Here is a 25,395-nt window from a genome sequence, read left to right on the forward strand (position 1 = left end):
CATTACAGGCTCGGCACTGATACGCTGTCAGCTCGCGCGTCGGAACGGGGAGGCGGTCACGACGCGGTTGCGACCGCCGCGCTTGGCGTCGTAGAGCGCCTTGTCGGCGGCACTGAGCACCTTGTCTAAGCTGAGCCCTTCCTTGCTGCCAAATGCAAAACCCGCACTGACCGTGCAGCTCAGCGAGCCGGTTTCGGTTTCGATCAGCCGCGTCGCGAATACGGCCCGGATGCGCTCTGCGGATTCCTCGACCGTTTCCGGCAGGGTGCGCTTCAGCACCAGTGCAAATTCCTCGCCGCCCATGCGCGCGGCGACGTCGGTCGGGCGAAGATTGCCAACGAGTTCCCTGGCGAACACCTTGAGCACTTCATCGCCCGCCGCGTGGCCGAATTCGTCGTTGATGGCTTTGAAATTGTCGAGGTCGAAGACGACCACCGCGGTAAAGGCGCCGACCGGGAGGTCGCCGTGCATGTCGAACAGAGCGCGCCGGTTGAGCAGGCCGGTCAAGGAATCCGTCAGGGCGTTGCGGTGGTGGTACCTCGCCAGACGCCCCTGGTTGAGGGCAAGCGAAAGCGCGCCAATACCCGTCATGCTGGCGATAACCACGATGAGGCTGAGTTCCTCGGCCCAGTTGCTTGGTGCGTGTCCCAGAATCAGTTTGCCATCCCACGTGAGAACCATGGCGCAGAGCGCGAAGGACGTGGCCGTGGCCGAATAGAGCGTGGTGATGCCGATCGTCAGGGCGGGTGCCTCATCGCGGCCTCTCCAATATTCGAACGCCGTGGCGAACAGGAGCAAGGCGGCGAACATGTTCTCGAACATGAAGCCGAGGCCGTCATAACCCAAAGCCATGGGAGGCAACGCTATCACCAAGGAAACGCAACCCCACAGCGCCCGCGGCAGCGACGATCCGCCGGTTCGGAACTGATAGGCAGCGCCCAGCATGGCCGAAAAGCCGATCAGCAGGAATGCTGAGGTGGAGACGCCGAGCAGGCGCCCGGGCATGTCGATATAGGCGTCATAGATGAAAATATCGCCGACCACGAACACCAGGCTGATCGCCCATGTCAGCAGGAATTTTTCCGAGCGGGCGGTCAGCCACATGCCGAACAATGTCAGGCTGAGGCAAGCGGCGGAGAACCCGACAGCCAGCAGAAGCGAAGTGTAGTCGAGCGACATGCCCCTCTTTCCCTGCCGGCGGCGGTTCCAGCTCTGCGGCTTGGCGTCGCCGTATTCATGCGGCAAGGAAGTGTCGATAAGGTTACGATGGACCGAGAATGCCAGGAATTCTCTGTGTCAGAGAATTGCCACCAACAACAGCATGATGATGCCGACCCCCATCATAAGCAAACCCGGCCAATGCTGCGAGAGGCCTAGGAAACGAAGGCCACGCCGGGGTGGCTCAAGCGTCGGACCCGTCATTGCCAGGGTTGGCTTCGGTCGATCCGAGCCCGCAGGCGCCGAGCCGCCGCTCAACTGGCCGCGCCTGAGGGCTGCACCCGCCATGTACACAAGGCCGGCTATAGTCAGCAACGCTCCGATGAGGATGATAGCCATCTCTCCTCGCTTTTGCCCACCCGGTCGCCACGGAAACCGGCTCTTGGCGAGATAGGCAAAACGGTCAAGATGCCCCGCAGGTTCCGAACACGCAGCAACACCCGACCTCGAAGCCTCGACAAAAGACATGGCCGCGGTGCAAGCTTAATCGGCCACACGCTTCATCAGCGCCATCGCCCCGAAGGGTGCGCGCACTTTGCCCTCGGTGATGAAGTAGACGAACACGTCACGCGGCAGGACCGGGGCGTCGGTGGCGGGGTCGGCGCGCCGCAGATCGGCCGGCTGCTTGCCTTGCGCCCAAAGCTTTGCCCGCGCCGCCCATTCATCGAGGCCCTTCGGCGTGTAGCAATCGGGATTGTCGTCGCTGCCGGTCTGCAGCCTGATGTAGACGAAGTCACCGGTGACGTCGGCGATGTCAGGATATTTGGCATGATCGGCATAGACGATCGCCGCCTTGTATTTGCGTGCAAGCGCGGCGAACTCAGGCACGATGAAACTGTCATTGCGCACTTCGAGTGCGTGGCGCAGCGCGACACCGTCCTGCTTTTCCGGCAGCAGTTTCAGGAACGCTTCGAAATCGTCCGGATCGAACTTCTTGGTCGGCGCGAACTGCCACAGGATCGGTCCGAGTTTTTCGCCGAGCGCGGCCACGCCGGAACCCAGGAAACGCATCATCGATTCGCCGGCTTCGCCCAGCACACGCCGATTGGTGACGAAGCGGTTGCCTTTCAGCGAATAGACGAACCCGTCAGGCGCTTCATTGGCCCATTTAACGAAGGTCGGCTCCTTGAAGCTCGAATAATAGGTGCCGTTGACCTCGATGCTCGGCACTTGCCGGCTGGCATATTGCAGTTGCTTCGCCTTCGAGAGTTTTTCGGGATAGAAGGACGTGTCCCAGGGCTCGAAGGTCCAGCCGCCCATGCCGGCGCGGATTGTTCCTGATGCGGTCATTATCGTCCTCCCAGATTTCTAAAAGCGATCAGGCCGTGGTGGACCTGTCGAGCGGTTTGGCCATGTCAACCAGTATCCACCCTGGCCGATAGGGATTGGGCCGCCGACCCGTTTCACGGTAGCCATAGGCGGTGTAGAGCGCGATGTTCCGTTCCATCTTGGCGTTGGTGTAGAGCCGCACCTCCGGCAAATCCCATAGACGCGCCTGTTCATCGGCGTGATTGAGCAGCGCCATGCCAAATCCCTTGCCCTGGAAGCCGGGGGCGACCGCGACGGAGAAGATCATCACGTGGTCGGAGTGGCGCTCCAGTGTGATCAGTCCGGCCAGCGCGCCGCCACTCTCCAGCAGCCAGACCTCGCCTAGGGCGATGCGTGGCGAGTAGTCCTCGGTAACCGGGATCGGTGGCGCGTCGAGTATCGCATTGTAGGGAGCATAGGCCGCCTGCGTCAGCGCGACGATCGCGGCGAGATCTTCGGGACGGGCAAGCCTCATGATTGCTCCATCCCGGCAGCGGCCGCTATCACCTTTTCCATGCCGGCGGCAATTGCAGTGACAGCATCGCGGCTAGCACTGCCGAGTCCGTGGCGTTCAGCCAGCCAATACGCATCATTGTAGGACAGCCACACCTTGCCTTCTTGATCCTCCCAGGCCAGTGCCTTCACCGGCAGGTCGATGCCTGCAAGCTGTTGGTCCTGCATCAGCGGTGTGCCGCCTTTTGGGTTGCCGAAAATCAGCAGTTCGGTCGGCCGCAGTGACGCGCCGACATCGCGCGCGCCGGCCGCGTGGTCGATGCGCGCGAACACGCACAGTCCAGCGCGAGCGACAGTTTCAGCCAGCCGATCGATGGTCTCGGTCACGCCGAAGCGGCTGTGAAGCGAAATGAGGCCGTTGTTCGCCATCACTCGGCCGCTTCGCGCTTGCCTCCGGGGCGCCGCTCCAGAAGCTCCTTGAGGAACTGGCCGGTGTAGCTGCGCTTCTCCCGCACGATCGCTTCCGGCGTGCCCTGGGCGACCAGTTCGCCGCCGCCGTCGCCGCCTTCGGGGCCGAGGTCGAGCACCCAGTCGGCGGTTTTTATCACCTCGAGATTGTGCTCGATGACGACCACCGTATTGCCCTGATCGACCAGTTCGTGCAGCACTTCCAGCAGCTTGGCGACGTCGTGGAAGTGCAGGCCTGTCGTCGGCTCATCCAGGATGTAGAGCGTCTTGCCGGTCGCCTTGCGCGACAGTTCCTTGGCCAGCTTGATGCGCTGCGCTTCGCCGCCCGACAGCGTCGTCGCCTGCTGGCCGATGTGGATATAGCCGAGGCCGACCTGCTTCAGTGTCTCGAGCTTGTCGCGCACACCAGGCACAGCGGCGAAGAAATCGACGCCTTCCTCGACCGTCATGTCGAGCACGTCGGCGATCGACCTGCCCTTGAACAGCACGTCGAGCGTCTCCCGGTTGTAGCGCTTGCCGTGGCAGACGTCGCAGGTGACGTAGACGTCGGGCAGGAAGTGCATCTCGATCTTGATGACGCCGTCGCCCTGGCAGGCCTCGCAGCGGCCGCCCTTGACGTTGAAAGAGAAGCGGCCTGGCTGATAACCGCGCGCCTTCGCTTCGGGGAGACCGGCGAACCAGTCGCGGATCGGCGTGAAGGCGCCGGTGTAGGTGGCCGGGTTCGAACGCGGGGTCCGCCCGATGGGCGACTGGTCGATGTCGATGACCTTGTCGAGGAATTCAAGCCCCTCGATGCGGTCATGTTCGGCCGGATGTTCGCGCGAGCCCATAATGCGGCGCGAGGCCGCCTTGAACAGCGTTTCGATCAGGAAGGTCGACTTGCCGCCGCCCGAGACGCCGGTGACGGCGGTGAAGGTGCCAAGCGGGATTTCGGCGGTGACGTTCTTCAGATTGTTGCCGCGCGCGCCGACGATCTTCAGCCGCCGGTTCTTCTTGGCCTCGCGGCGAATGGCTGGCGTCGCGACTTCCAACGCGCCCGACAGATATTTGCCGGTGATCGAATTGGGGTTGGCCATCACCTGCTGCGGCGTGCCCTGGGCGATGATCTCTCCGCCATGGATGCCTGCCGCCGGACCCATGTCGACGACATAGTCGGCATGCAGGATTGCGTCTTCGTCATGCTCGACGACGATCACGGTGTTGCCGATGTCGCGCAGATGCTTGAGCGTGTCGAGCAGGCGGGTGTTGTCGCGCTGGTGCAGTCCGATCGACGGCTCGTCCAGCACGTAGAGCACGCCGGTGAGGCCGGAGCCGATCTGCGAGGCCAGCCGGATGCGCTGGCTTTCGCCACCCGACAGCGTGCCGGAATTGCGCGACAAAGTGAGATAGTCAAGCCCGACATCGTTGAGGAAGCGCAGCCGCTCGCGGATTTCCTTGAGCACGCGGACAGCGATCTCGTTCTGCTTGTCGTTGAGTTGTGCTGGCAGGTCGGTGAACCATTTGTCGGCGTTGCGGATCGACTGTTCCGTGACCTCGCCAATGTGCTTGCCGGCGATCTTCACCGCCAGCGCTTCCGGCTTCAGCCGGTAGCCCTTGCAAACCGGGCAGGGCGTTGCCGACATGAAGCGCTCGATCTCCTCGCGCATCCAGGCGGATTCGGTCTCTTTCCAGCGGCGCTCGAGATTGGGGATCACGCCTTCAAAAGTCTTGGTCGTCTTGTAGGAGCGCAAGCCGTCATCATACTGGAAGGTGATTTCGCGCTCGCCGGTACCGCGCAGGATCGCGTCCTGGGCTTGCGCCGAAAGATCCTTGAACTTGTCGCCGAGCTTGAAGTCGTACGCCTTGCCCAACGCCTCGAGCGTCTGCGAATAATAGGGCGACGTCGATTTCGCCCAGGGGCTGACGGCGCCGTCGCGCAACGACACGTTCTCGTCCGGCACGACGAGATTGGGGTCGATGGCGCGCTGGCTGCCGAGACCGTCGCAGGTCGGGCAGGCGCCGAACGGGTTGTTGAAAGAAAACAGCCTGGGTTCGATCTCGGGAATGGTGAAGCCGGAGACCGGACAAGCGAATTTTTCCGAGAACAGGATGCGCTCATGCGTCTCGTTCTTGGATTTGTTGACGGAATCCTCGCCGGTCTGGCTGGCATCGAGCGGCCTGTCGGCGAACTCGGCCACCGCCAGCCCCTCGGCCAGCTTCAGCGCCGTCTCGATGGAGTCGGCAAGCCTTGTGGCAAGATCGCCGCGCACGACGATGCGGTCGACGACGACGTCGATGTCGTGCTTGTATTTCTTGTCCAGCGCCGGCACATCAGCGATTTCATAGAAGATGCCGTCGACTTTGACGCGCTGGAACCCTTTCTTCTGCAACTCCAGCAGTTCCTTGCGGTATTCGCCCTTGCGGCCGCGCACGATGGGCGCCAGCAGGAACAGGCGCGTGCCTTCCTCGACCGCCAGTACCCGGTCGACCATCTGGCTGACCGTCTGGCTCTCGATCGGCAGGCCTGTGGCCGGCGAATAGGGCACGCCGACCCGGGCAAACAGAAGCCGCATATAGTCGTAGATCTCGGTGACGGTACCAACCGTCGAACGCGGGTTCTTCGAGGTGGTCTTCTGCTCGATGGAGATCGCGGGCGACAGGCCGTCGATCTGGTCGACATCCGGCTTCTGCATCATTTCGAGGAATTGCCGTGCATAGGCCGAGAGGCTCTCGACATAGCGCCGCTGGCCTTCGGCATAGATGGTGTCGAAGGCCAGCGACGATTTGCCGGAGCCCGACAGGCCGGTCATGACGATCAGGCTGTCACGCGGCAGGTCGAGATCGACATTCTTCAGATTGTGTTCGCGCGCCCCGCGAATGGAAAGGAATTTATGGTCGGCCATCGCCGGTCGCCGCCTCAGATCTGGAATTCGTGGGATCGGCGGGATTTTCCCAGCCATCCCCTATGTAGGTCTTTTTGCCGCCACGTCGAGAGACGCCACAATTCCCGACAGAAGTCGTTTAACCGTCTTTCGCGCGAAGGGGCAAGCGGAAAGAACAAAGGCCGAACACGCTCCTGACAAAGCTGTGCGGAAACTGACCCTGACGTAACCTCCCGGCGATCACATTTTTCCGTAACCGGCTATTGATGGTTGACGTGGCCGGCGCAGGGGGGCAGTCTCCAGAGGTCAGCGAAGCTGGCCGTCTTTCGATGGCCTCGCCGCCCCAAGGCGGCCTGCGAGACGCCGCAGGCATTAGCGATTTGCGCTTCGCCACGACGACTATGTCGCAACGGACAAAGGAGCGGAGCATGACGCCACCGGATAGTCCCCCAGGGCTTCAGTTGTCACTGGAGCCGCGGCAGGCATAAGTGCCAGAGGTAGGCGTTTGCGCCACCCGACAAACCGTGACCTGCCGTATCCCTAAAAATCAGAGACTATTGGTCGGATCGTCGGCTGAATGCCGCGAAGCATCCGAAATCAAACGCCGGCAGTACACTCCCGGCAAAAATGGATTAAAAATCCAGAAAAAGCCCCGTCCGTTTGCCCCCAAGGCACGGCGGGGCTGTTTTTTGGGAATGGCTGAGCTGGCGGAGGCAGCTTACCGCCGAGGCTTGAACCCATCCGTGGCAGCGTCGATCGTGATGCTACCGGAAATCCTGACATCGGTATTGCCGATCTTGAACGTGCCGTTTTCGCCGTTGGGGAGCGCGTCGTCGGGTTCGGGCTGTGGCGCAGGCTTGGCGATGCGATAGTCGCCGGTCACGCCGGGCAGAGCGCTTTTTTGCGCCGCCGACGAGGCATCGTCGGCAAGCGCCGGCTTGGACACAAGGCCGACGACGGCGAGCACCATGGCGGCTGTGACACGGTGCGATGTTCCGGATCGATGAGTGTCGGTCATGCTCCTGTTATAGGGACCTGCCGCCACCGGAACCAGACTGGGCATCGTCAAATCTTCGACACTTGGCAGGATTTGACCTGAGCTCTGCCTTACGCCGCCTTTTTGCGGGTGTCGAAAACATGGTCGACAATGCCCCACGCCTGTGCCTCGCGAGCCGTCATGAAATGGTCGCGGTCGAGCGTGCGTTCGACCTCTTCATAGCTGCGGCCGCAATGCTGGGCGTAGAGTTCGGTCATGTGGCGCTTGGTCTGCCCGATGCGTTCGGCGTGCCGCTGGATGTCGGAAGCCTGGCCCTGGAAGCCGCCCAGCGGCTGATGCAGCAGGATGGTGGCGTTCGGCAGGGCGATGCGGCGCCCGGCCGTCCCAGCCATCAGCAGGAACGATCCCATCGATGCGGCAAAGCCCATGCACACGGTCGACACCGGGCAACTGATATACTGCATCGTGTCGTAGATGGCGAAGCCGCTGGTCACCATGCCGCCGGGCGAGTTGATGTAGAGCGAGATTTCCTTCTCGGGATTGTCCGACTCCAGCGACAAAAGCTGCGCGCTGACCAGCGCCGAGACGTCGTCATTGATCTCGCCGTTGATGAAGACGATGCGCTCGCGCAGCAGCCGCGAAAAAATGTCGAAGGCACGTTCGCCGCGGCTCGATTGCTCGATCACCATAGGCACAAGACTGGCAACACCGCTCATTTTCTTCTCCGATTTTCCGTGTTCAGGCCGCGCGCAGCAGAAGGTGTGGTGTGTTCGCGGCGATAGGCTTTCCGGCTCCGCGCAGCGAAAGCCGGCAGCCGGCGCCCGCCATGGCAACGGCAGGCATCGTCTTGCGGGCAAACCCGTCATGGATGATGCGCAGATGCGTGCCGCCGGAAACGGTACGGGCGAGCGTGAAGGTGACGGTGCTGTCGAGCGGGTGCGCCGCATCGTCCGACTGCTCGCGCCAGGAATAGCGCAGCAGGCGCTCGGGCTCGGCGTCGAGGATCTCGCATTCGATCACCGCCTCAGGCCCGGCGAAAGCAAAGCGGCTGCCGGCCTGCGGCCTGATGTCGTTCGGCATCATCCAGGCGGCGAGCAATTCCGGCACGGTCAGCGCCCGCCAAACCTTTTCCGGCGGCTCGGCAAGGTCGTATTCGAATTCGAGCGCATCCGGGGCGACTTCGTGTTGGCTCTTCATTGATCCATGTCCTTCAAAACGGCCTTCAGCCTTTCTATGCGTTCCGGCCAGAACGTCCGATAGCGTTCGATCCAGGAGAGCAGCGGGGCAAGTCCCCGCGGATCGGCGCGGTAATAGGCGTTGCGGCCGGCCCGCCGCTCGACCACGAGACCGGCACCGCGCAGCACCGCCAAGTGCTGGGAGACGGCCGGCTGCGACACAGTCAGGCCGCTGCGAAGTTCCGACACGCTCATCTCGCTCGTCGCGAGACGCTCGAAGACGGTGCGGCGCGTCGGGTCGGCCAGGGCACGGAAAATCTCTGCTTCGATCATGGCAAAAGCATAAGTCAATACTTATTGATTTGGCAAGCGCTGTTTTGAAACCCATATGCAGCCTTCAGGCATTGCTGCCATTCCTTGACAATCAGCGGCAGTGCATATAGGAACGAAAAGGGAACAAAAACCTTGTGGGAAAAGCCAGCCTTGGCAGGCGGCTGACGTTCGTAGCCTGTAAGGTGCTGCGACAAAAATTTGTTTCGGATGAGCGCGGAGAAATATCATGGCGGGTAGCGTCAATAAGGTCATTCTGGTCGGCAATCTCGGCGCGGACCCTGAAATCCGCCGATTGAATTCCGGCGAGCCGGTCGTCAACATCCGCATCGCCACGTCGGAAAGCTGGCGCGACAAGAATTCCGGCGAGCGCAAGGAAAAGACCGAGTGGCATAACGTCGTCATTTTCAATGAAGGCATCGCCAAGGTGGCAGAGCAATATCTGAAGAAGGGCATGAAGGTTTATGTCGAGGGCCAGTTGCAGACGCGCAAATGGCAGGACCAGACCGGAGCCGACAAATACACGACCGAAGTCGTGCTGCAGAAATTCCGTGGCGAGCTGCAGATGCTCGACGCGCGCGGCCAGGGTGAGGGCGGCCAGGTCGGCGGCTACAGCGGTGGCGGCAGCAGCCGCGGTTCCGATTTCGGCCAGTCGAGCCCGAACGAGGGGTTCAACCGCGGTGGCGGCAACGCCCCTAGGGGCGGCGGTGGCGGCGGTTCGTCGCGCGAGCTGGACGACGAAATTCCGTTCTGATCGGAAGCCATACCAAACGGCGAATGCTTGTGCTTGATATGCCCCGGGGGTCCTGCATGGACTTTCGGGGTTTTGCATTGTCGATTGAGCTGACGCCAACTCGATCAAGGGATTGAAAGGACAGGGCGATGAAGGCACGGGTAAAATGGGTCGAGGAACGCACTTTCGTCGGCGAGTCCGGCAGCGGCCACAAGGTCGTGCTGGGCACGGCGTCCAGCCCGGAAGGCAGGACGCCGGGACCGAGCCCGATGGAGCTGGTGCTGATCGGCACTGGCGGCTGCTCTGCCTATGACGTCGTCCATATCCTCGAAAAGGGCCGCGAGGCGGTCGAGGACTGCGTGGTCGAACTCGACGCCGACCGTGCCGAGACCGACCCGAAGGTGTTCACCCGCATCCACATGCATTTCATCGTCAAGGGCCGCGCACTGTCGCGTGACAAGGTCGCGCGCGCGATCGATCTGTCGATCGACAAATACTGCTCGGCTTCCGCCATGATGGCCAAGACGGCCACGCTTACGCATGATTTCGAGATCGTCGATACGACGGCGAAGTAGGGCCGTAGGGTACCGCTCAACCCGCCATCAGCGCCTTGATACCATCCGCCACGAACTGCACGGCCAGTGCCGCCAGGATGACGCCGAGCAGGCGGGTCAGGATCGAGCGGCCGGTCTGGCCGAGGATGCGGTCGATGCGTTCCGACAGCACGAACACCAGATAGGTTATGACCAGGCAGACGAAAATGATGCCGACCAGGGCCGCCTGAGCGGCAAAACCCTGAAACGAGCCGGAGAGCAGCACCGTCGCTGAGATCGCGCCGGGCCCTGCGATCAGCGGGATCGCCAGCGGGAAGGCGGCGATGTTGTGGATCATGTCCTTGGTGATGGCGACGTCGCCGATCTTCTCCTTGCGGTCCTGCCGGCGTTCGAAGACCATTTCGAAGGCGATGAAAAACAGCAAAAACCCGCCGGCGACGCGGAAGGCGGGCAGCGTGATGCCGAACACCGACAGAATCGAGGCGCCCGCGACAGCGAACAGCGCCATCACCAGGAAACCGATGATCGAGGCGCGCACGGAAACCTGCTGGCGCTCGTCGCGGTTCATGCCGCGTGTCACGGCCAGGAACAGAGGCGCCAGGCCGGGCGGGTCGATGGTCACGAGAATGGTAACGAAGGCATTGAACAGGCTGTCGAAGCTCGGCATCGCTGACCCCTCCCGCCGGGCTGGGCCCGCACTCCGACATTGGTAGAGCAAAGCCCGGTCGGTGGGAACTGTCAGAGGGCTGGAGACTTCGATGCGGTATGGCGCGTCGCGTCGAAATGGATTCAGGCGACGCGCTTTGTTCGGTGGGCTAAATGTTCATAGGTGATTTGCCAAGGGTCGTTCTCGGAAGGTCTTTCCTCGCCGATCCAATGGAAGCTGTTGGCCGTGATCTCGGTGAAACGCCATCGAGTTTGCAGACCGCGCGAGTCATCGCCGATCTGGACAATGTCCTTACCCTCGGCCCGCCCGATCTGGCGCGAGTAATCTTGGTTGAGCGGATCATTCCAGATGATGTGCCAGCCACCGATCCGAGGATCGAAGATGCGCAAAGTCGTGCCATACATAGTGGACCGCGCAGGGCGCCTTGGCCTGATCCAGATATCCTGAATCGCGCGGCCTTCGAGCACCCAGCCGAAATGGCATTCTCCAGTCCACTTCTGGATTGTGCCATCGTCAAGGTGGCGGACCGTGTCCATTTCCCAGCTTCCGATCAGCCATCCATACAGGTCCATGTCTTTCGCTCGGTCGGCTGGGGGAGCTTCGGATCCGAGAGCGGTGAGAAACGAAGAAATCGCCATAGTCACGAGGCCTTTTCGCATCTGGCACATTGGGCGTCGCGGATACCGATCGAGACATGATCGAACATGTTTTTCTCCATTCTTACAATGCTTTGGAGGTCATCTTGCAGATTGGCGGCGCGCCAGGAACTCGACTTCGAGGTGCCAGTCCGCACCGTCGTGCGAGCGCTCGCCAAGCCAGCGGAAGGAATTCTCGGTGATCCGAGAAAAGCTCCAGCGCACCGAGGAGCCCGTGTCATCGGCCCCGACCTGCACGATGGTGTCGCCTTCGGCGCGGCCGAGCTGGCGGCTGAAATACTGGTTGCGCGGATCGCTCCAGAAGATGTGCCAGGCGTCGACGCCGGGGTCATAGACCCGCAATGTCGTGCCGTAAAAGGTCCATTTGCCGAGCGATGGCGAGGGGCCGGCGTCGCGGGCGGGCAGGATCCAGACATCCTGGACGGCGCGGCCTTCCAGCACCCAGTCGAAATGCACCTCGCCACGGCCGGTCAGCAGCGTGCCGTCTTCGAGATGGCGCGAGGCGTCAAACGTCCAGGCGCCGACGAAGCGGCCGTAAAGGTTCAGTTTTTCGGCAAACTCTTCGATCGGTCCGGGACTGTGCAAGGCCTCGGCAAATGAGGATTGGTCGAACATGTCTGCGGTCTCTTCTTGTCAGGAGACCGCGAGGAATAGGCGCTGGCGGGGTTCAGGGCTTGGGAAAAATTGCTATATTTCGGCCATGACGGCGACGGCGAATATCCTTGCATCCGGACCTGGCTGGCAGGTGGCGGACGTGATCTGCACGGCAAGCGCCGGCGATCGGCCGTTCGAGGAAACGCATCGGGATTTTTGCGTCGCGGCGGTCACCAGCGGCACGTTCCGCTACCGCGCGCAGCAAGGCACGGCAATGCTCGCGCCAGGCAGCCTCCTGCTCGGCAATTCCGGCACGTGCTACGAATGCGGGCACGAGCACGGCGGCGGCGACCGTTGCCTCTCTTTTCATTTCGGGCCGGCCTATATGGACCGGATCGTGGCCGATGTGCCGGGCGCCAGGACGCTCACCTTCACGGCGCCACGCCTGCCGCCATTGCCGGCCTTGGCACCGCTGCTGGCCGAGGCGGAAGCCGCGCGCGACATGGCCGACGCGGACGCCTTCGAGGAACTCGCCCTGCGCATCGCGGGTGCCGCCGTGGCCACGATCTCCGGCGTCACGCATGCCGGGCGCGACCCAAGCCGCCGCGATCAGAAGAGGATCGCCCAGGCGGTGCGGCGGATCGAACTGGATGCCGACGGGCCGATCACGCTTCCGGCGTTGGCGGACGAGACCTCGACCAGTCCCTATCATTTCCTGCGCACCTTTCGGCAGGTTGCCGGCATGACGCCCTATCAGTACCTGCTCAGGACGCGGTTGCATCGCGCGGCGGTGCGATTGCACACGTCGAACGATGCAATCTCGGCGATTGCCTTCGAAGCCGGCTTCAACGATCTGTCGACCTTCAATCGCCGGTTTCGGTGGGTCATGGGGGAGGCGCCAGGCCGGTATCGTGCCAAGCGCGCGGGCGGCCGCTGAAAAAGTGCGTCATCACGGCGGCATCAGTCCATGGTCGGCCCGCACCAGCCGGGCAGATAGTCGGCGTCCTTGCCCTTGGCCAGCACGAGCGCATCCGTCATCGCCTTGTCGAAGTTTTTCGCGACCGCACTCCTGTCGATGCGCCGGCGCAGGAAATCCGCCCACAGGAATTCGCTGAACGGGGTGGTGTCCTTGGCGTAACCGCCCAGCCGGCGCAGTTCGCCCGCCATGCTCCGGTAGGGGTCATCGACCAGTTCGCCGATGGTCTTGGGCAGGGCGGCATAGTCGCGGCGCTGGCCGTTTTCATCGAATGGGTGCATCCAGCCACGGTTGTCGAGCATGAAAAGGAACGCGTCCTTGTCCAGCGCCGACAGGTCGCTGATCACCGTCACGAGCACATCCTTGACACCTTCCTCGATCAGGGCGCGGGCAAGATGATGGTGATCGGTGACGTAGTTGCGTTGTTTGGGACCCAACACGACCGGGATCATATGCTTACCCAGAAAGGCGCCTGTCTTTGCGGCGCTCTGTGAGCGGATCAACTGGCGTTTGAGGTCCACCTCGCGCATCCCTACGGTAATCTGTGTTGGTCGCAGTTCCTTGACGGGAACCGGGGTCACCAGCGGCTCTCTCGGGACGATCATGGTGTACTCTCCTGGTTTTCCGGCGGACCGGAATGCAGAGCCCTGACGGCTGCATCGACACTGTGGAAGATCCGCTGCGGGCCGACGAGATCGATGATGCCAAACCGCGCAAGGGCTGCCTGGGCACGCACCGATTCCATCCGAGCAATGGCGAATATTGCGCCCGCATTGCGGCAATGGGTGATGGTTTCGATCAATGCCTGGGCGGCGGTGTAGTCGATCTCGACAATGTTACTGGCCTCCAGCACGACGAGCTTCACATCGCCCTTGCCAGCGTCGACCAGATCACAAAAGCCGCGCTTGAAACGGTCGGCATTGACGAAGGACAGTGGCGCCTGGAACGCCGCGACCAGCACGCCGGGGAGTTGCTTGCCAGTGCTCGACTTGCCCGGCGGCCACCAGACGGAAGTTCCCGGCACTTGTTCCAGCTCGATCGGCAGCGTCCGGGTCGCGCTCCAGATTCCATGCAGCAGCGACAGGCCGATGCCGACCGCCACGCCGGTTTCGATGGGCAGCACGACGATGGCCGCCATGGTGATGAGGATCAACACGAATTCGACTGGCGCCTGCCGGTAGACATTGGCGAACACCTTCCAGCGCAGGATGTGCTGGGCGACGAACATCAGAACTCCGGCGAGGGCAGCCTGCGGAACATCGGCGAGCAGACCGCCGCCAAAGGCGCCGAGGGCTAGAACGATAGCCGCTGCAATGAGGCTCGAGAGTTGCGAGCGGCCGCCCGATTGGGAGACGATTGCCGTGCGTGGTGGGCTGGCGTTGACGGCGAAGGCGCCAAACAGGCTGGACGCGATGCTGCCGGCGCCGACACCGACGAAATCGCGATTGACGTCGGGCGCGTCGCCTTGCGGGGCGAAGGAACGGGAGGTGGCGGCCGTCTGCACCATGACGACGATGGCGATCAGCAATGCCAGCGGAACGAGCGCCTGCATGTCGTCGATGCCGGCCAGTGGCGACCCTGCCCGTGGCAGGCCATTCGGCAAGGCGCCAAGCACCTCGACACCACGATCCTTGAGGCCGAACACGGCGACTGCGACGGTGGCAAGCACCATGCCGATCAGCGCGCCGGGGATGCGGGCGCTGATACGCTCGGAAAGCAACACGATTGCGAATACCCCAAGACCGAGCGTCAGGCTCCAGGGGTTGGTGAGATGGAGGCTGCCGGCGATCTCGCCGATGCGCCGCACGGTTTCGCCGCTTTCCGCCGGCAGGCCGAGCAGTCCGGGCAATTGCGACACGATGATATGGACGGCAATGCCGGCCAGAAAGCCCGTCGTGACCGGCACCGAGAGCAGGTCGGCAATCCAGCCGAGGCGAAAGACGCCGCTCAGCATCACGATCAGCCCGACCAGCAGCGCCAGTGTGGCCGCCAGCGCCAGATAATGTGGCGATCCAGCGGTGGCGAGCAGCGCGAGGCTGCCGGCAAACAAAGGCGTGATGGTCGAATCCGCGCCGGCCGAAAGGTGGCGATTGGCGCCGAACAGCGCAAACGCCACCGAACCGGCGACAAAGGCGAAGAAGCCGACTTCGGGCGCAAAGCCGCCGAGCCTGGCTGTCGCCATCTGCTCGGGAATGGCGATCGCGGCCAGTGTCACGCCCGCGATCAGATCGCCATTGAAATCCCGGGGCGTCCAACCGTGCAGCGCCCGCAAAGGCAGCCATGAGCTCCAATTCATGGTGATCGCGGCTTTTGCTTGGGGAGTTGGTCCATTGCCGGCTTTTGCCTTGCTGGCGGCGAAAAGCGTAACGGCCATATCGTCGCAATTAGCGGTATCCTTTTGAAATTACCACTAAAAATGACACCGGAAAAGTGCCGTGAACATTGGAGTTTCGGCCGTGCTTCCTATATAAGCGGTCAGTGATTCCTGATTAGATTGTGATCCGATTTGACCGACCAAAAGACACCGCGCGGCGCCGACGGCGGCCCCACCGGCATCGAACCCATCTCCATCATCGAGGAGATGCAGAGTTCTTATCTCTCTTACGCCATGAGCGTGATCGTCAGCCGTGCGTTGCCCGATGTGCGGGATGGCCTGAAGCCGGTGCACCGTCGCATTCTCTATGCGGCGCATGAGAGCGGCTACCATTGGAACCGCAAATATGTGAAGTCGGCGCGTCCTGTCGCCGACGTGATGGGTAAATACCATCCGCATGGCGATGCCTCGATCTATGACGCCTTGGTGCGCATGGCGCAGGACTGGTCGCTGCGAGTGCCCTTGATCGACGGACAAGGCAATTTCGGCTCGATCGACGGCGATCCGCCGGCGGCGATGCGCTATACCGAATCGCGCCTGACCAAGGTCGCGCATGAGCTTCTGGAGGATATCGACAAGGACACCGTCGATTTCCAGGACACTTATGATGCGTCGGACACCGAGCCGAAGGTTCTGCCGGCGCGCTTTCCCAATCTGCTGGTCAACGGCTCGGGCGGCATTGCCGTCGGCATGGCGACCAACATACCACCGCACAATCTCGGTGAAGTCTGTAATGCCGCGATTGCCGTCATCGACAATCCGGCGATCGACCTGCCTGCGCTGATGGAAATCATTCCGGGCCCTGATTTCCCGACTGGCGGCATCGTGCTTGGCCGTTCCGGCATCTACAGTGCCTATTCGACCGGGCGCGGCTCCATCGTCATGCGCGGCAAAGTCAACATCGAGCAGCGCGGCAATGACCGTGAATCGATCATCATCACCGAGGTTCCCTATCAGGTGAACAAGGCCTCGATGATCGAGAAGATGGCCGAACTGGTGCGCGACAAGCGCGTCGAAGGCATTTCCGACATCCGCGACGAAAGCGACCGCCAGGGCTACCGGGTCGTCGTCGAGTTGAAGCGCGACGCCGTCGCCGACGTCGTCCTCAACCAGCTCTACCGTTTCACGCCGCTACAGACTTCTTTCGGCGCCAATATGGTGGCTCTGAACGGCGGCAAGCCGGAACTGCTGAATCTGACCGATATGCTGAAGGCGTTCGTCACCTTCCGCGAGGAGGTGATCAGTCGGCGGACGAAATTCCTGCTCCGCAAGGCGCGCGACCGTGCCCATGTGCTGGTTGGTCTGGCCATCGCTGTCGCCAACATCGACGAAGTCATCAAGCTTATCCGCACCGCGCCGGATCCGCAGACGGCGCGCGAGCAGTTGATGGAGCGGCGCTGGCCTTCGGGTGACGTCGAATCGCTGATCCTTCTGATCGACGACCCCCGCCACCGCATCAACGAGGACGGCACCTACAATCTGTCCGAGGAACAGGCGCGCGCCATTCTCGAACTGCGCCTGCAGCGCCTGACTGCGCTTGGCCGCGACGAAATCGCCGACGAGCTGAACACGATCGGCGACGAGATCAAGGACTACCTCGACATCCTGTCGTCTCGCGCGCGTATCCAGCAGATCGTCAAGGACGAGCTCGCCGCCGTGCGCGACGAGTTCGGCACGCCACGCCGCACCGAGCTCACCGATGGCGGCGCGGACATGGAAGACGAGGACCTGATCCAGCGCGAGGATATGGTCGTGACGGTGAGTCATTCCGGCTACATCAAGCGCGTGCCGCTTTCGCTCTACCGGGCGCAGCGCCGCGGCGGCAAGGGCCGCTCCGGCATGTCGACCAAGGAAGAGGATTTCGTCACCCGGCTGTTCGTCGCCAACACGCACACGCCGGTGCTGTTCTTCTCCTCGCGCGGCATCGTCTACAAGGAAAAGGTCTGGCGCCTGCCGATCGGCAATCCGCAGTCACGCGGCAAGGCGCTGATCAACATGCTGCCGCTGGAGCAGGGCGAGCGCATCACCACGATCATGCCGCTGCCCGAGGACGAGACGAGCTGGGGCGAACTTGACGTGATGTTCGCCACCACCCGCGGCACCGTGCGCCGCAACAAGCTTTCGGACTTCGTCCAGGTCAACCGCAATGGCAAGATCGCCATGAAGCTGGAGGAGGAGGGCGACGAGATCCTCGGCGTCGAGACCTGCACCGACAATGACGACGTGCTGCTGACCGCCAGCTCCGGCCAGTGCATCCGCTTCTCCGTGGGCGACGTGCGCGTCTTCCAGAGCCGCAACTCTGTCGGCGTGCGCGGCATCACCATGGCTGACACCGACCGCATCATCTCCATGTCGGTGATCGAGCATGTCGATGCGCCACCGGCCGAACGGGCCGCCTACCTCAAGCGGGCGGCGGCCGAACGGCGGCTTGCCGCCGGCATTGCGGCCGGTGAGGAGGAAGAGATCGCGCTGACCAACGAAGAGGTCGGCGAGGAGACGGAGCTTACCGACGAACGCTACGAGTTCCTCAAGATGCACGAACAATACGTGCTGACGGTGACCGAGTATGGTTACGGCAAGCGCTCTTCGTCCTATGACTTCCGCCTGACCGGACGCGGCGGCAAGGGCATACGTGCTACAGATGTATCGAAGGCGGCCGAAATCGGCCGTCTTGTGGCAACCTTCCCGGTCGGAAATGACGACCAGATCATGCTGGTGTCGGACGGCGGCACCGTCATTCGGGTTCCCGTCAACGGCATCCGTTTCGCCAGCCGCGCCACCAAGGGCGTAACCATCTTCAACACGGCTGAAGGTGAGAAGGTGGTTTCGGTCGAGCGGATTTCTGAGCCGCAATCGGACGAGGAAGTGGCAGAGGCCGTCGAGGGTGGCGCGGAGCCCGATTCGACGACTGAAAGCAGTCCGGACAGCGCCGAATAGTCCTGGGTCTGACATAGCAACGCCGGCCTGATGGCCGGCGCGGCAGCAAGTCGAGATTAGTAGTGACGATACGGCTTGCGCGAGCCGAAGCCTTCCAAGCGCTTGGTGGTTGCCTTGACCCGGATGCGCTGTGCCTCCTGATGCAGCCCGAATACTGTGGCGATCAGCATGGCGACGGTCATTGCGGTGGCGAGCATGTAGATCAGCATGTGCGTGTTCTCCTGCGCCTTACAACGGATATATGGGACATTGGTTTCATCTTATTAAGGGTGCAACCTAGTGAACGCTGCGTGAAGGCTTCGTGATCAGCGTATTCATCTGTCGTTCATGTGCCGGAAAAGGTTCATGGGCCGCCTGCCAATCGGATTTGCCTTTGTGAGAGAGGCTCGCTAGAAGCTCCGGCATGACCGAACGCATCGCCCTTTATGCGGGCTCCTTCGACCCGCTGACCAACGGCCATCTCGATGTGCTGAAAGCCTCGCTGGCGGTTGCCGACATCGTCTATGCCGCGATTGGCATTCATCCGGGCAAGAAGCCGCTGTTTTCCTTCGAGGAGCGGGTGCAGATGATTGAAGCCGCCACGAAAGCGGAATTCGGTCGTGATGGCGCCCGCATCAAGGTCGTCGCCTTCGATGGCCTGGTGATCGATGCCGCCAGAAGAGAAGGCGCCTCGATCATGATCCGCGGTCTGCGCGATGGCACCGACCTCGACTACGAAATGCAGATGGCCGGCATGAACGAAACCATGGCGCCGGAGCTGCAGACGGTTTTCCTGCCCGCCAGCCCGTCGGTGCGAACCATTACCGCCACACTTGTGCGCCAGATAGCCTCGATGGGCGGCGACATCCGTCCCTTCGTACCGGCCGCCGTGGCCGGTGCGCTCGCCGCAAAATTCGCGAAATAAGCTCGGAGAAAATCCTCATGCAGCTCCAAAGGCTCGCCTCATTCCTTGTTGTGTTCGCCGGTCTCTTGACGGCATCCGTTTGTGCCCATGCCGCCGATCCGGAAAACACCATGATCATCACGCTCAAGGATGGCGACGTGACCATCGCGCTGCGCCCCGACCTGGCGCCCAAGCATGTCGCGCAGATCAAGAAGCTGGTGCGTGATCACGCCTACGACAACGTCGCTTTCCACCGTGTCATCGGCGGCTTCATGGCGCAGACCGGCGACGTCAAGTTCGGCAACATGGAGAAGGGTTTCAATGCCCAGGCCGTCGGCACAGGTGGTTCCGACCTGCCCGACCTGCCGGCCGAGTTCTCGCAGACCGAACACTACAAGCGTGGCGTGGTCGGCATGGCCCGCTCGCAGGATCCGAACTCCGCCAATTCGCAGTTCTTCATCATGTTCGCGCCGGCACCGCCGCTCGATGGTCAGTACACCATCGTCGGCAATGTCGTCAGCGGCATGGACCTGGTGGACAAGATCAAGAAGGGCGACGAGGCGGACAATGGCACGGTCACAGATCCCGACCGCATGATCAAAGTGCGCATCGCCGCTGACAAATAATTCCATCTTTTAAAAAGGACATCTGACATGGCTGAGATCAAGGACCGCGAGAACGCGCTCATCATGGAAACGACCAAGGGCAAGGTCGTCATCGAACTGTTTCCCGATTTGGCGCCCGGCCATGTCGCCCGCATCAAAGAACTGGCGCGCGAAGGCGCCTATGATGGCGTCGTCTTCCACCGCGTCATCGAAGGCTTCATGGCGCAAACCGGCGACGTCAAGTTCGGCAATTCGAGCAAGCCGACCTTCGCGCCTTCCCGCGCGGGCATGGGCGGCTCGGAAAAGCCTGACCTGAAAGCTGAGTTCTCCAACGCGAACCACGGCCGCGGCACCTGCTCGATGGCCCGTTCGCAGAACCCGAATTCGGCCAACTCGCAGTTCTTCATCTGCTTCGACGATGCCGCTTTCCTCAACCGCCAGTACACGGTCTGGGGCCAGGTCATCGAAGGCATGGACAATGTCGACAAGATCAAGCGCGGCGAGCCGGTGCAGGATCCCGACAAGATCGTGTCGCTGAAGGTCGCGGCAGACGTCAAGTAAGGCGAAACGACAATGATGGGCGTCGTCTGGTCGCTTCTCGGCATCCTGTCCGGTGCCTTCATTGCCATTCAGGCGCCGATCAACTCGCAGCTTGCGCGCGGCCTGGGTCTCCCGGTCGCGGCGGCCGCGTTTTCTTTCCTTTCGGGCGCGGTCGTGCTTGGCGTCATCTCCGTCGCGGTGGTGAAGCTGCAAGGCATTTCGCTTGACTGGAAGGCGCCGGCGCCCTGGTTGTTCGTCGCCGGAGGCATTCTCGGCGGCTTCTATGTCACGCTCTCCACCATCCTGACGCCACGCATCGGTGCTGCCGCCCTGATGGCATTCCTGGTGGCGGGTCAGTTGCTCGCCGGCATGCTCATCGACCGCGTCGGCTTCCTCGGCGTCGCGGTGCGTGAAATCTCGCTCGGCCGCATCGCCGGCGCCGTGCTGCTGCTGGCCGGAGCGCTGCTCGTCCGGCTCTACTGATGCGTGTCGACCTCTTTGATTTCGACCTGCCGGAGGAGCGCATAGCGCTTCGCCCGGCAGAGCCGCGCGACAGCGCCAAAATGCTGGTGGTCAGGCCGGGCGAGGAGTTGGAGGACCGGACGGTTGGCGACCTGCCATCCTCGCTCCGCGCAGGCGACGTGCTGGTCTTCAACGACACCAAGGTCATCCCAGCGCAGCTGAAGGGCATCAGGCGGCGCGGCGAAGCGGCTGCGCAGGTCGAGGCCACGCTGCACATGCGCATGGCTCCTGACCGTTGGCTGGCGTTCATGCGGCCGGGAAAGCGCATCGCCGCCGGCGACCGCATCCATTTCGGCCATGACGGCAATTCCTGTTTCCTCGGCCAACTCGACGCCACCGTGGTCGAGAAGGGCGAGGCGGGCGAAGCCTTGCTTGGCTTTGATCTATCCGGGCCTTTCCTGGATGAGGCGCTGCACGCGGTCGGCCACATTCCGCTGCCGCCCTACATCGCCTCGAAGCGCGACGATGACGAGCGCGACCGCGCCGATTACCAGACCATCTATGCCAGGGAAGAGGGTGCGGTAGCGGCACCCACCGCGGGCCTGCATTTCACGCCGCAGCTTTTTGCGGCACTGGATGCCAAGGGCGTCGAGCGCTGCTTCGTCACGCTTCATGTCGGCGCCGGTACGTTCCTGCCGGTGAAAGCGGACGACACCGCCGACCACAAGATGCATGCGGAGATCGGTTCGGTCAGCGCGGCGACCGCCGAGGCGCTCAACGCCGCGAAGGCGAGGGGTGGGCGCATTGTTGCGGTCGGTACGACCTCACTGCGCCTGCTCGAGAGCGCGGCGCGTGAAGACGGTACGCTGGCGCCATGGTCAGGCCCGACCGACATCTTCATCACGCCGGGTTACCGCTTTCGCACCGCCGACATGCTGATGACCAATTTCCATCTGCCGCGCTCGACACTGTTCATGCTGGTCTCGGCCTTCAGCGGTCTCGACACGATGCGTGCCGCCTATGTGCATGCCATCGCGAACCGCTACAGGTTCTACTCCTATGGCGATGCAAGCCTGCTCTACCGAGCGGAGATGAGCGATGGACGATGATCTCGGCATGCTGGACAAACAGGATCCGGCGCGCCAGTCCGTGAGAAGGAATTCAATGGCTGATACGTTCACCTTCAAGGTGCTGGCGACCGATGGCAAGGCGCGGCGCGGCCTGATCGACATGCCGCGCGGCGAAATCCGCACGCCGGCCTTCATGCCGGTCGGCACCGGTGGCACGGTCAAGGCCATGTACATGGACCAGGTGCGCGGCGTTGGCGCCGACATCATCCTGGGCAATACCTATCACCTGATGCTGCGGCCCGGCGCCGAGCGTGTAGCGCGGCTCGGAGGTCTGCACGAATTCGCCCGCTGGCCCTACCCGATCCTGACCGACAGTGGCGGTTTCCAGGTGATGTCGCTGTCGAAGCTGAGGAAGCTGACCGAGAAAGGCGTCACCTTCCGCTCCCACATCGACGGTGCGCCCTACGAGATGTCGCCGGAGCGCTCGATCGAGATCCAGGGACTGCTCAATTCCGACATTCAGATGCAGCTCGACGAATGCACCGCGCTGCCAGCCGCATTGAAAGAGATCGAGCGCGCCATGGAACTGTCGCTGCGCTGGGCGGAGCGCTGCAAGACGGCGTTCGGCGACCAGCCGGGCAAGGCGATGTTTGGCATCGTGCAGGGTGGTGACAACGCCGCACTCAGGGCGCGCTCTGCGCAGGCGCTGAGCGCGATGGACCTCAAGGGTTATGCTGTCGGCGGCCTGGCTGTCGGCGAGCCGCAAGCGGTGATGCTCGACATGCTCGACATCACGTGCCCGGAACTGCCCGACAACAAGCCGCGCTATCTGATGGGCGTGGGCACGCCGGACGATATCCTGAAATCGGTGGCGCGCGGCATCGACATGTTCGACTGCGTGATGCCGACGCGAGCCGGCCGGCATGGTCTTGCCTATACGAGGCGCGGCAAGGTCAATCTTCGCAACGCACGCCACGCCGACGATCCGCGCCCGCTCGACGAAGAGAGCGATTGCCCGGCGGCCAGGGATTATTCGCGTGCCTATCTGCACCATCTGGTGCGCTCGCAGGAGGCACTCGGGGCGATGCTGCTGACCTGGAACAACCTTTCCTACTACCAGAAACTGATGCAGGACATCCGGGCCGCGATCGAAATCCGTGCCTTCGAACTGCGCGCGGGAGAAATATCCGAGGGTTGGGCCAAGGGCGACCTGCCCGTACTTTGAATTGTAAGCATCCGGATACTCTTTCTAAACAGAACCAAGAGTAATTGTTCCGAGCTATATTCAGGCAAGGGGCAAGAAACTGTTCACAACAGCAGATGAACCTGTCGATAATTCTAAATTAGCATTACCTAATACGTATGCTGATCTGCCGCATTTGGCGGTGCGCAAGCATTGGAGTTTCGACCTATTCTTGGCGATTGCCGTGATTGCAGCAATCGGCCTTGTTTTGCGATTGCTGGGTGCGCGCGGCGATCTCTGGCTGGATGAGATCTGGAGCTTCTTGCTGCTCGAGCCGCTTACCTCGGTCGACCAGATATTCTGGCGCGTAAACCACGACAACAACCATTTCCTCAATTCGGTCTACCTGTACCTGATCGGTCCTTATGCCTCGCCATTGCTTCAGCGCGGCCTGTCGATTGCGCTCGGCGTCGGCACAATCATTGCCGCGGCCGTGGCTGCGCAAGGCCGATGGGCTGGTGTCATCACAAGCATGCTGTTTGCGGTGAGCTATCCGATGGTCCACTACGGCTCAGAGGCGAGAGGCTATGCCGGGCTGGTGCTGTTCACGCTTCTCTCCGTCGTCTTCCTGGAACGCCGGTTCGACACAGGCCGTTCAGGCATCGCGTTGGCGGTGATCGTCCTTCTCGGTTTTTTGTCCCACCTCACGATGGTAGAAACGGTGGTGGTCCTGGTGGCCTGGAGCGCTTGGCTCATCTGGCGGCGCACCGGCAGTCTCGGTCGCGTCAACGTCGAACTGGGGCAGATATTCACTCCAGCCTTCCTGGCCGTGTTACCGCTCGCCGTCTGCGTAGTGATCGGTAGCCAGATGTTTGGCTTCAAGGTTGGTGGCGCTTCGCCGTTCTCGCTCCAGGCCTTCGCCCAAGGGTACGGCGGAATGATCCGCAGTCTGTTTGGCCTGCCGCCTTGGATCAGCAACTTGGCCTGTATTGCCTTGGCCTGCGGGCTTGTCTGTGTCTTCGCCGGTATCCGGCGCAATCGGCGGGCCAGTCTCTATGTCATCGGGATTATCGGACTGCCTATTCTGATGGCGGCAGCGCAACTGCCGAACCTCGATTTCCCGCGCTATTTTCTGGTCAGTGCAACATTGCTGTTGCTTTGCGCGGGAGAGTTGCTTGCGCTCGGGTTCGCCGCCGCTGGCATATATCGGCTTGTCGCCGTGGGAGCGCTCGTGGCAATCCTTGCCGGCACGATGACGTTTCTGTTGCCATTCTACGAAAAGGGACGAGGATCCTATGCCGACATCGTTGAAGAGATGATGCGCAATGGCACAACGAGCTACGCCAGCAATCAAGATTTTCGGATCCCCATGATTGTCAACTATTTTGCCAAACGCCTGGGACGCCAGCCATTGCTCGTCGCGGCCGACAAAATATGTGACGAGCGTCCATCATGGCTGATCCTCGAGGGCGCCGTGGACCAGCAGCCGGAGCATGTCGCCGCCACGTCCGGCTGCAGCTTGACCTACGATCGCATCGATGCCTCGACGAGTTGGGGACTATCGGGTCAGAGCTGGACGCTTTATCGGCGCCAGGATTGAGGTGAGCTCGCCGAGGACGGGTTCAGGTGCTCAGCGAATTCGACGCGCGCAGGCTGCAGCCGGTGATCTGGAACGTGCCGTCGGGCTGTTGCTGTAGCGTGTAGACCGCCTCGTAGTCCTTGCCGTCGGGGCCGACGATCAGCACTTGCTGGACGATCGAACCCGGACCGGTCTCCTCGACCTTGCCGAAGGAATAGGACTGTGGCTTGCGCACCGGTGGGTAGCCGTTGGTCACCATGTTCATGAAGGCATCGACAGTCGGGAAGACCTGTTTCACGTTCGGGGCGGCGAAGCTGTAGGCCTTGGCGCCGTCATTGGCGATGAGGGCCTTCAATTGACCGTCGATGACGGCCTGGCCAGCCTTGATCTCGACATCGCCGGCAAACGCCTGGGAAGCCAGCATGAGCGAAACGAACGCGAATGCGAAAAAGCCGCGGCGCATGGCCTGTCTCCACCGTCCCTCGAAAAGCCGCCTCCAGGAAAGCTGTTCCGGGAGGCATCCTAACATACGGGTGACGGCGCTTCACGGTTTCAACGGTCGTCAATATTCGTCCCACCCCGGCGAATTCCTACGCGTAAGCTTCCTTTAAGGCGGGGCGCTCAGGTGGACCCTTGAGGGAGAGAGCGTGCAAAACCCATGGCACGAATGATATTGCAGGGCATGCCAGCGCTGGTGATCGGTGGCAGGCTGTTCAAGCGCGGCATGCCGGTTGCGGAGCTGCGCGAGGCGGTGGCCAAGGTCCGCGCCGGC

Annotated in this window: 27 protein-coding genes; 11 read left to right on the forward strand and 16 right to left on the reverse strand. The window is 62.2% G+C overall.

All coding sequences use genetic code 11. The annotated features are described in order from the left end of the window. Positions 1-27 precede the first annotated feature (27 nt). From C7I87_RS13820 to C7I87_RS13865, 9 genes are all read right to left on the reverse strand, one after another. Entirely contained in the window at positions 28-1,179 is a 1,152-nt protein-coding gene (locus C7I87_RS13820; RefSeq protein ID WP_149904742.1) for a GGDEF domain-containing protein, read from the reverse strand. 522 nt (positions 1,180-1,701) lie between these two features. Then, entirely contained in the window at positions 1,702-2,508 is an 807-nt protein-coding gene (locus C7I87_RS13830; RefSeq protein ID WP_149904744.1) for a DUF72 domain-containing protein, read from the reverse strand. 28 nt (positions 2,509-2,536) lie between these two features. After that, on the reverse strand, positions 2,537-3,001 hold the full coding sequence (locus C7I87_RS13835) for a GNAT family N-acetyltransferase (RefSeq protein WP_149904745.1): 465 nt from the start codon (positions 2,999-3,001) through the stop codon (positions 2,537-2,539). Beyond that, complete coding sequence (locus C7I87_RS13840; RefSeq protein WP_188393837.1) at positions 2,998-3,408, reverse strand: DUF302 domain-containing protein; 411 nt, start codon at positions 3,406-3,408, stop codon at positions 2,998-3,000. Before C7I87_RS13840 ends, C7I87_RS13835 begins: the two co-directional genes overlap by 4 nt. Next, positions 3,408-6,329 carry an excinuclease ABC subunit UvrA gene (gene uvrA, locus C7I87_RS13845; RefSeq protein ID WP_149904747.1) on the reverse strand — a complete coding sequence of 974 codons (2,922 nt, stop codon included), beginning with the start codon at positions 6,327-6,329 and terminating at the stop codon, positions 3,408-3,410. Before uvrA ends, C7I87_RS13840 begins: the two co-directional genes overlap by 1 nt. A 697-nt stretch (positions 6,330-7,026) precedes the next feature. Next, positions 7,027-7,326, reverse strand: a complete 300-nt coding sequence (locus C7I87_RS13850; RefSeq protein WP_149904917.1) for a hypothetical protein — start codon at positions 7,324-7,326, stop codon at positions 7,027-7,029. Positions 7,327-7,415: 89 nt separating this feature from the next. Further along, entirely contained in the window at positions 7,416-8,021 is a 606-nt protein-coding gene (locus tag C7I87_RS13855; protein WP_149904748.1) for an ATP-dependent Clp protease proteolytic subunit, read from the reverse strand. A 22-nt stretch (positions 8,022-8,043) separates the two neighbouring features. After that, on the reverse strand, positions 8,044-8,502 hold the full coding sequence (locus tag C7I87_RS13860) for an SRPBCC family protein (RefSeq protein WP_149904749.1): 459 nt from the start codon (positions 8,500-8,502) through the stop codon (positions 8,044-8,046). Further along, entirely contained in the window at positions 8,499-8,813 is a 315-nt protein-coding gene (locus C7I87_RS13865; RefSeq protein WP_149904750.1) for an ArsR/SmtB family transcription factor, read from the reverse strand. Before C7I87_RS13865 ends, C7I87_RS13860 begins: the two co-directional genes overlap by 4 nt. Before the next feature lie 226 nt (positions 8,814-9,039). On the opposite strand from C7I87_RS13865, the gene C7I87_RS13870 reads away from it, so the two are divergent. Then, the gene (locus C7I87_RS13870; RefSeq protein WP_023773877.1) at positions 9,040-9,564 is read left to right on the forward strand and encodes a single-stranded DNA-binding protein; all 525 of its coding nucleotides are present in this window, start codon (positions 9,040-9,042) and stop codon (positions 9,562-9,564) included. Between the two features lie 128 nt (positions 9,565-9,692). Next, positions 9,693-10,118, forward strand: a complete 426-nt coding sequence (locus C7I87_RS13875; protein WP_149904751.1) for an OsmC family protein — start codon at positions 9,693-9,695, stop codon at positions 10,116-10,118. Between the two features lie 16 nt (positions 10,119-10,134). Here the strand turns inward: C7I87_RS13875 and C7I87_RS13880 are convergent, their stop codons facing one another. The 3 genes from C7I87_RS13880 to C7I87_RS13890 all read right to left on the reverse strand — a co-directional run bounded on the left by C7I87_RS13880 (position 10,135) and on the right by C7I87_RS13890 (position 12,035). Beyond that, positions 10,135-10,764 carry a MarC family protein gene (locus C7I87_RS13880; protein WP_149904752.1) on the reverse strand — a complete coding sequence of 210 codons (630 nt, stop codon included), beginning with the start codon at positions 10,762-10,764 and terminating at the stop codon, positions 10,135-10,137. 122 nt (positions 10,765-10,886) lie between these two features. Next, positions 10,887-11,300, reverse strand: coding sequence for a hypothetical protein (locus C7I87_RS13885; RefSeq protein WP_210250633.1), 414 nt, complete (start codon positions 11,298-11,300; stop codon positions 10,887-10,889). 201 nt (positions 11,301-11,501) lie between these two features. After that, positions 11,502-12,035 (reverse strand): hypothetical protein, encoded by a 534-nt coding sequence (locus tag C7I87_RS13890; RefSeq protein WP_149904753.1) that lies wholly within the window; start codon positions 12,033-12,035, stop codon positions 11,502-11,504. An 85-nt stretch (positions 12,036-12,120) separates the two neighbouring features. Between C7I87_RS13890 and C7I87_RS13895 the strand changes: the two genes are divergently transcribed. Further along, positions 12,121-12,951 (forward strand): helix-turn-helix transcriptional regulator, encoded by an 831-nt coding sequence (locus C7I87_RS13895; RefSeq protein WP_149904754.1) that lies wholly within the window; start codon positions 12,121-12,123, stop codon positions 12,949-12,951. Positions 12,952-12,974: 23 nt separating this feature from the next. Here the strand turns inward: C7I87_RS13895 and C7I87_RS13900 are convergent, their stop codons facing one another. Both C7I87_RS13900 and C7I87_RS13905 read right to left on the reverse strand, forming a co-directional pair. Beyond that, positions 12,975-13,595: a ParB-like protein gene (locus C7I87_RS13900; RefSeq protein WP_149904755.1), complete on the reverse strand. Its 621-nt coding sequence runs from the start codon at positions 13,593-13,595 to the stop codon at positions 12,975-12,977. Beyond that, positions 13,592-15,286, reverse strand: coding sequence for a SulP family inorganic anion transporter (locus C7I87_RS13905; RefSeq protein WP_373424701.1), 1,695 nt, complete (start codon positions 15,284-15,286; stop codon positions 13,592-13,594). The genes C7I87_RS13900 and C7I87_RS13905 overlap by 4 nt, the downstream gene beginning before the upstream one ends. Before the next feature lie 210 nt (positions 15,287-15,496). Here C7I87_RS13905 and gyrA point away from each other — a divergent pair, with 210 nt between their 5' ends. Beyond that, positions 15,497-18,301 (forward strand): DNA gyrase subunit A, encoded by a 2,805-nt coding sequence (gene gyrA, locus C7I87_RS13910; protein ID WP_149904757.1) that lies wholly within the window; start codon positions 15,497-15,499, stop codon positions 18,299-18,301. A gap of 56 nt (positions 18,302-18,357) precedes the next feature. Here the strand turns inward: gyrA and C7I87_RS13915 are convergent, their stop codons facing one another. Further along, positions 18,358-18,510 carry a hypothetical protein gene (locus tag C7I87_RS13915; protein ID WP_149904758.1) on the reverse strand — a complete coding sequence of 51 codons (153 nt, stop codon included), beginning with the start codon at positions 18,508-18,510 and terminating at the stop codon, positions 18,358-18,360. A gap of 194 nt (positions 18,511-18,704) precedes the next feature. Between C7I87_RS13915 and coaD the strand changes: the two genes are divergently transcribed. From coaD to C7I87_RS13950, 7 genes are all read left to right on the forward strand, one after another. After that, the gene (coaD, locus tag C7I87_RS13920; RefSeq protein ID WP_149904759.1) at positions 18,705-19,205 is read left to right on the forward strand and encodes a pantetheine-phosphate adenylyltransferase; all 501 of its coding nucleotides are present in this window, start codon (positions 18,705-18,707) and stop codon (positions 19,203-19,205) included. 110 nt (positions 19,206-19,315) lie between these two features. Continuing rightward, entirely contained in the window at positions 19,316-19,810 is a 495-nt protein-coding gene (locus tag C7I87_RS13925; RefSeq protein WP_246696279.1) for a peptidylprolyl isomerase, read from the forward strand. A gap of 27 nt (positions 19,811-19,837) precedes the next feature. After that, positions 19,838-20,350 carry a peptidylprolyl isomerase gene (locus C7I87_RS13930; protein ID WP_109669164.1) on the forward strand — a complete coding sequence of 171 codons (513 nt, stop codon included), beginning with the start codon at positions 19,838-19,840 and terminating at the stop codon, positions 20,348-20,350. A 12-nt stretch (positions 20,351-20,362) separates the two neighbouring features. After that, the gene (locus tag C7I87_RS13935; RefSeq protein ID WP_149904761.1) at positions 20,363-20,812 is read left to right on the forward strand and encodes a DMT family transporter; all 450 of its coding nucleotides are present in this window, start codon (positions 20,363-20,365) and stop codon (positions 20,810-20,812) included. Continuing rightward, positions 20,812-21,900 carry a tRNA preQ1(34) S-adenosylmethionine ribosyltransferase-isomerase QueA gene (gene queA / locus C7I87_RS13940; RefSeq protein WP_149904762.1) on the forward strand — a complete coding sequence of 363 codons (1,089 nt, stop codon included), beginning with the start codon at positions 20,812-20,814 and terminating at the stop codon, positions 21,898-21,900. Before C7I87_RS13935 ends, queA begins: the two co-directional genes overlap by 1 nt. A gap of 55 nt (positions 21,901-21,955) precedes the next feature. Beyond that, on the forward strand, positions 21,956-23,086 hold the full coding sequence (tgt, locus tag C7I87_RS13945; RefSeq protein ID WP_149904918.1) for a tRNA guanosine(34) transglycosylase Tgt: 1,131 nt from the start codon (positions 21,956-21,958) through the stop codon (positions 23,084-23,086). A 154-nt stretch (positions 23,087-23,240) separates the two neighbouring features. After that, positions 23,241-24,644 (forward strand): glycosyltransferase family protein, encoded by a 1,404-nt coding sequence (locus tag C7I87_RS13950; RefSeq protein WP_210250634.1) that lies wholly within the window; start codon positions 23,241-23,243, stop codon positions 24,642-24,644. 22 nt (positions 24,645-24,666) lie between these two features. Here C7I87_RS13950 and C7I87_RS13955 read toward each other — a convergent pair whose 3' ends face one another. Further along, a complete protein-coding gene (locus C7I87_RS13955; RefSeq protein WP_149904764.1) occupies positions 24,667-25,086 on the reverse strand; it encodes a DUF4864 domain-containing protein in 420 nt (139 codons plus the stop codon). Between the last annotated feature and the right edge of the window lie 309 nt (positions 25,087-25,395).

The organism is Mesorhizobium sp. SARCC-RB16n (genome assembly GCF_008520305.1).
Classification (GTDB): domain Bacteria; phylum Pseudomonadota; class Alphaproteobacteria; order Rhizobiales; family Rhizobiaceae; genus Mesorhizobium.